This window comes from Photobacterium andalusiense, assembly GCF_900185625.1.
Taxonomy (GTDB): Bacteria; Pseudomonadota; Gammaproteobacteria; order Enterobacterales; family Vibrionaceae; genus Photobacterium; species Photobacterium aquimaris.
In genome coordinates this window covers 1-6896 of the sequence record NZ_FYAJ01000020.1, presented here as the reverse complement: position 1 = coordinate 6896, position 6896 = coordinate 1, and the positions used below count along the sequence as shown (strand labels likewise).

At 43.5% G+C, this 6896-nt stretch carries 1 protein-coding gene; it reads right to left on the bottom strand.

Annotated features, from left to right (window positions below; translation table 11 throughout):
- Positions 1–6896, bottom strand: a 6896-nt coding sequence (locus tag PAND9192_RS20745; RefSeq protein ID WP_234999231.1) for a GEVED domain-containing protein, incomplete at both ends; no start/stop codon positions are given.

Sequence of the window (6896 nt, the reverse complement as noted above, 5' to 3'; positions counted from 1 at the left end):
CTGTACAGGAGTAACAGCCGTCAGAGTATAATTAGGATCCGTAACCGCTTTCGTTACATAGAGCTGATCACACGTTGCTGTTGTAACCAAGTCAGATATAAAGATACGGTAATCTTCCACTTCGCCACTGGTGGTAATGCCTGTACTAGTATTACAATTTCCTGAATCAAAACAGGTCCGGACACGAAGATAGGTATACCCTAAATTCACATCACTCGGTACAGTGATTGGATAAGATACGGTTGCATTAGCATTAGCATTGGCATTTGACTCATCAACAACTAACTCATTGGCATCATCCCAATCACCATCACGGTTCCAATCTATCCATGCATATAATTGAACATCTGTTTGATCAGAATCAGCATCCAGTGACAGAGTAATATCAATGTTTTCATTCGTTGCTGGTTTCATATAGGCATTAAAGACAACCCCATCTTCATCAGAAGTTACATCATCGATGTCATCCGCCGTCGCACCCGCATTTTGAGCGGTTCCGTCATCTTTATCCCAAAGCGTCCCCAGCATTAAATCAACGGTATCATCTTCATCAAAATCATAAAGTTGATGAGCTGCACCTTCTGAATTTATTTGGGTTTTATAATCACCGGTGGCAGTCAGAGAAGTATCTGCATCAGGTGCATCCCCTAAGTCATGCGGATTCACTTGTAATAAAGATTCTCCAACGGTTGAGAATAACAAACGCACAGAATGGGTTTGACACTCATTCACCTGACCTAATTCCCATTGCACCCCAATACCGTTATCAATATGCTGTGTATTGAGTTTTTTACCAATAGTGCCACTTTCAGCAGATGTCGTAATCTGATCATAATTTTTTGAAGCATAATAATCCCATGGGCGATCTAACTCTAAATATCCCATAAATTGTTCTTCAAACCCATAGCCAAACGCAACACCAACCAACTGAAAAGGAGGGGTACCTTCTTGATCTGCTGTGTTTGCAACCGTCCCGAGTGGTAAGTAAGACCCATCTTCTTCATAAGGGATCGTAAATGCATAACCTTTATCTTCACCATTTAACATGGTGTCAAACCCTTGAGCTAGTCGTATATCATTAGTATTACTGCCATTTGCTGATTCTAAGAAATAGTATTGATCAAAGAACACATCACCATTTTCATAAACAATTTTGGTAATAATTTTGATATCATCATTATCATAAAGGTTATTATTATTTCTATCCCAATAACGCGATGCCCAAATAACATAAGGATTGCCTGCACTGCCATCGCCAATAACAGGCGTCATTTCAAATCCTTCCATATTGGCACCACACCTATTTGAATGTGAGGCGCCATCATTCAATATCAAGTAAGGAACTGTCCCCGAACAGCTGTACGTTCCTCCATTTTTCCACTGAAAAGATTCCTTCTCGACTGGTGGTTTACGTGCGCCATTTCCGCCTTGACCAATATGATCAATCAATAATGGAGAGCCCGTAATTTGTGTTGAGGCTAACGCAGCGATAGGCGCAGCACCGTTATCTGTTAGCCCTGAGGTATCACAGCGTAAAATATCAATTTTAACCGCATGATCCTCTACTTCACCATTGCTTGCTGTTCCTCCAACATCAGATGAAGTTAAAGTATCGGTTGTAATCCGTAGACGCAGATAGGTGTCACCAAACGCTGCAACATTGCTGCCTGTAAAGGTTAAGGTTGCAGAGCCATCTGCCGTATTACTGCTATCATCACACGCTGCTTGAGCAAACTCACCAATATCAAAATGACCATCAAGGTTGAAATCAAACCAGCCATAAACTGTTGCACCGAGATCACTGATACCGTCATGGTCATTACATACTACCGTTGGCGAGTAATCTCCGTCAGTAGAGGGTATAAACGTCGCTGGCAATGTAATGCCATCTTCATCACTCGTCGTCTCCCCTTTGGTATCATCATCAGTGGCATTATTATTAGTATCTGTACCATCACCAAAGCCATCAGTATCGACATCAGGCACCTGCGCACCAAGATGGATAGGCAAGCCTAATGCATGACGAGGACCACCAGAGGCCATTAATGTTTTATAATCGACATCTTCAGGGGCATCACCGTAATCATATTGCACCTCTAACGTGACTTTATGATCTTCCACTTCGCCATCATCGGCTAAACCATGAGGGGTAGAACAATCAGTGCTATCACGACAAATACGCACGCGTAGATAACTCACCCCTTCCACGACATCACTCGGTACGGTAAAGGTCAGTTGTTTATCCACATCGTTATCTGCAATGGTGAGTGTAATTGGCGTCGCCGCTTCTGTTGCAGGATCAAACACACCATCACGATCAAAATCAAGCCAGCCATAAACGGTGGCATTCGCATCGGTATGTACCCGCGTGGTTAATTGCACTTGTAGGTTCGGCTGCGCAACAATAGAGGCTGGAATGGTTACGCCATCTTCATCAGCTCCGATATTGTCATCATCAGTGGCATTAGCGCTATTATCAATACCATCAACAAAGCCATCCGCTTCTTCATCTGGGGCGATCGCACCTAGATAAATCAGTGGCGTTGCTTCAACAATATGCATTGCTCCTGAGCCTTCACCAGACACATCGACACGGTCAGTACCATAACTATCTGGCGCATCACCTAAATCACCCAAACCGATAGCCAACAAGAAATCTTCAACTTCCCCATCATTTGCGCCCCCAGCCCAGTCATTGGCAGATAAGCCATCTGTGCTTATACGCAACCGCATGTACGTCATGCCATTGGTCAAACTGAGCGTATCAAGCCCTGTCCACGTTAATGTAAACTGCCCTTGATTTGTACCATCCGGCACAGCTATAGATTGTGACTCACTCGCCTCAAACGCTCCGTTTTGGTTAAAATCAATCCATGCCCATAAGGTAGCTTCAAAGCCTGTTGTATTAGTAGCTTCAACAATGGCGCTGTAGTCTGTAGCATCTAACGGAATGGGTAGCAGAATATTAATACCGTCTTCATCATCTGGGCTGGTATTGGCATCATCACTACGAGCCAATATATCGGGCGTTGCATCAACTTCACTATCCGCAACTTGATCTCCTAAATACAAATCAGGAGTAATAACATGATAAGCCCCATTTGTAGCAATGGCTGTTTTGTATTCATCCAGTGCGTCACCAAAATCAACATCACCAACCACAATACGATGATCTTCTACTTCACCGTTGGTAGCGGCACCAAATGAGCGTGGATCTTCTTCACTGCCTGTTGCTGTATCACTCAAGACATCGGAAGTGATTCGAGTACGTAAATAAAAGACATCGCCATCACTTAATGCTGGTAACGATATCCAATTGAGCGCTTGAGATCCTAGAGTGGTGCTATTCGCGATAGTTAACACACCATCAGTCATCATTTCATCTTTATCAAAACTGCCGTTATTATCCCAATCTATCCACGTATAAAGATATGCATCCTCGCCCGTGGTATTGGTCACAACAGCAGAAATATCATAACGAGCGCTGGTTGATAATAATGGTAATAGCATAATGCCACCTTCATCATCAGTTCCGGTTATATCGTCACCTGATGCCATATTATTGGTCGTCGCATTCGCTTCTGCATCAGCATTTTCAACACCTAAATACAGATCTGTACTCAGTGCATGGTAAGCACCTAAATCGGAGGGATCTAAATTGAAAAGCGTGCGGTAATTACCTATACCCACACCAGCCCCCGTATCGGGTGCATCACCAAAATCTAAACTTGGAGCATTGAGGGTAATCGAGTGATCTTCCACCTCTCCACTTTCAGCATACCCACTTGGCGTGTGACATTCGCCTTCAGATTCACACACTCGAACACGCAAATAGGTTGTTCCTGTAACACCTAAATAAGGCACAAATGTTTCGACAATATTCGCACCAATAGTCACAGGATGGTCTTGAATAATATGCTCACCGACAGTATTAAAGGTATCGTCGATATCGGCATCTACCCATACATTCAAATACCCATCACTACCAGAAATAACATAATCAATGTCCGTTGGTGTTAATGCGACAATTGAAGCAGGAATAACCAGATCTTCATCATCGGTTGTGCCGTCTGTGTCATCGCCATCTGCGGCAACATTAGGGATACCATCAAACTCTGCATCACGCTCGCTACCTAGTACCATATCACTGGTATAACCGCTGGTGCCGATGATCACGTGTCGTGCCCCTACGCTGGCATCTAAGGTCAAATAGCTATCAGGTGCATCACCATAATCATAAGTACAGCCTCCTGCACCGATGCGTTCAACAGTAATGTCTGTGACGTTGTAATCATTATTACCAGGCAGTTCATGATGCATTAATAGGGTCAATTCCATGTTATTGCTTGGTGCAATGCCCTGAACAAAAATTTGCATGGGGTTACTATGGGGAGCAGTCATGGTCGTACTTGCTATTTGTCCGATCGACACTCCATCAAGTAAAACTTCAAAATAATCATTAGTATTCGAACCTAGTTGCCCCACCCATACATTGACTTTAATGGTATCGCCTGCTCGAGTCTCAATTCGGCGTTTTAACGTAACATCCCAGTTTGCATCCGCAACCACATAAAAACCGTAACTACGTACAGTCGCATTATTAGCTGTATACGGGTCGTTATTTTCTAATCCATTGATTAACCAACCTTCATTATTAAAGTCTCTAAAATCATGTTCAAAGAAAGTTTCACTGTTACATCCGCTAGACGTGAGTGATGATGGCGTTACTGTTATCACATGATCTTCCACCTCACCCAATGAGGCATAACCCCCTGGGGTGGTTTCATCTATCGCATCCGTACTTGGCATAATACGGGCGCGAACATAATAATCGCCTGCGGTGACATTTAGCCCTGTCCATGTAAAATCGGCATAGGTATAATTACCGCTATGTGGTACACCATCGTAAATCTGCCCTTCATCCGCATCAAAGGTGCCACTGCGATCCCAGTCTACCCAGACAACTATTTTTGCGGTGAGTCCCACCCCCATAACGCTGCGACCTAACGCTTGAAGGGTATATGTGGTATCTCCGACATAAAGCGGTGGCAATTGCAGACCATCTTCATCATCATCCCCACTGCTATCATCACTATTGGCACCCACACTTGGCACAGGGGATTCTGTATCAGGGTATTGGACATTGGCTTTTTGTCCCATGAATAGGTTATTGGTTTGTACATGGTAAGGGCCGCCACTGGCAAATGACGTCATGTAAGAATCGGGCGCATCACCACCGTCATAAATACCACCTTGAATACCAACAATTTTGTAATCTTCGACTTCACCATCACTGGCTGAGCCAAACTCACTACTGGTATCTATCGCATCAGTTGTAATACGGAAACGCGCATAGTAAGTGGTGCTATTAACAAGCATGCCAGCCAAATTAAAGGTAAGGGGGTAATCTGTTGCGGTAGTATTGGCAGGCACCACTTGGGTGATCCCTTCTGATACCTCAAATTGACCGTTACGATTGAAATCAAACCACGCCACTAAATTTGCATCGATCGATTTATCATTGGTCGCATTAATGGTAACGGTGTAAGTATTTTCACCACTAAAGGCTGGGGTTAAAGTAACACCATCATCAGTATCACCATCCGCATCGGTTGAAACATAGGCATCAGTTTCAAGGGTTGGCGCTGTGCCAAGATAGACTTCCTCACTATTGGCATGGCGTGGGCCATTAAATTGATTACTGGTGGTGTAATTGCCAACTGAAGTACTGCTACTTGTATCAGGTGCATCACCAAAATCAACTTCAACCAAAGAGCAGAGAGAGTTAACGTTACTCGTATCATTTAGCCAATTATTACGATCATTAAATGCAGTCGCATCTTCATAATAATCATAAGCAAAGTCAGCAACCTCCTGATAAACATCACGATTATTACTCCAATAGTTTGGTGTAAAGAAGAATTGACGTTCACCTGAGCCTATATATGGTCCTACTTGGCCTTTAGGAAAAGCATACCCCCCTGTTGATGTCGGGTTATAGGGAATTAACCACGCCATTGCATCCACGTTATTACACGAATCGCCTACGGTTGGTAAGGTATACAATACATTACGATGATCGATACCTGTCACGGTTGATAATGTGCCTGTTGTCTGCACCGGCGTTGTTTGTACCAATGCACCCGCAGACGTTGAAGGATGGAACGAAGGCAGCATAGTTCCGCCGTTATAACCAGCGAATGCGGTCGCTGCAGCGCCAGAGAACCCCATTTGTTGGAGAATATAGGCGTTAATTCGCTCGGATGAATCAGTGAAAATTCCACCTTCAGAAATCGTTAGTAATATCCCACCCTGATCACGATAAGCGATTAATGCATCTATTTCAGCCACATTATCATTACCGCTTGCATCGCGCATATCATGTTTATACATTACCATCTGGTAATCTGTTAAAGTAAAGTCAGCAGTAATATCATCGGTAGGCACTAACACATCATAAGTAACATTACCGATACCGTATTTATTTTCAAACGTACCAATAACATCAAAATTGTTAGTACCTCCCTCAATAACATAATCAAAACGATTGTCGCCAGCATTGTCTTGAATAAGTAAATGGAACGTCACTTTATGATGATGATCTTCGACTTCACCGTCACTCGCTCCACCGAGGGCTCTTTCATCCACATCGGCTGTGCCTGCATTATCAGGTTGAGTGATATTTAAATCATCGGTGGTTAAACGTAAACGAATAACAGAATCACCCACATCACCGCCATTGCCATTCGATAAATTACTCCAATCTAAAGTCACATTGGCATTATTAGTGCCATCAGGCACAGCAACTGAGGTCATTTCATCTGCTTGAAATTGCCCATCAGCATCATGATCGACCCATGCATATAAGGTGGCAGCACCGCCTGTAGTATTAGTCA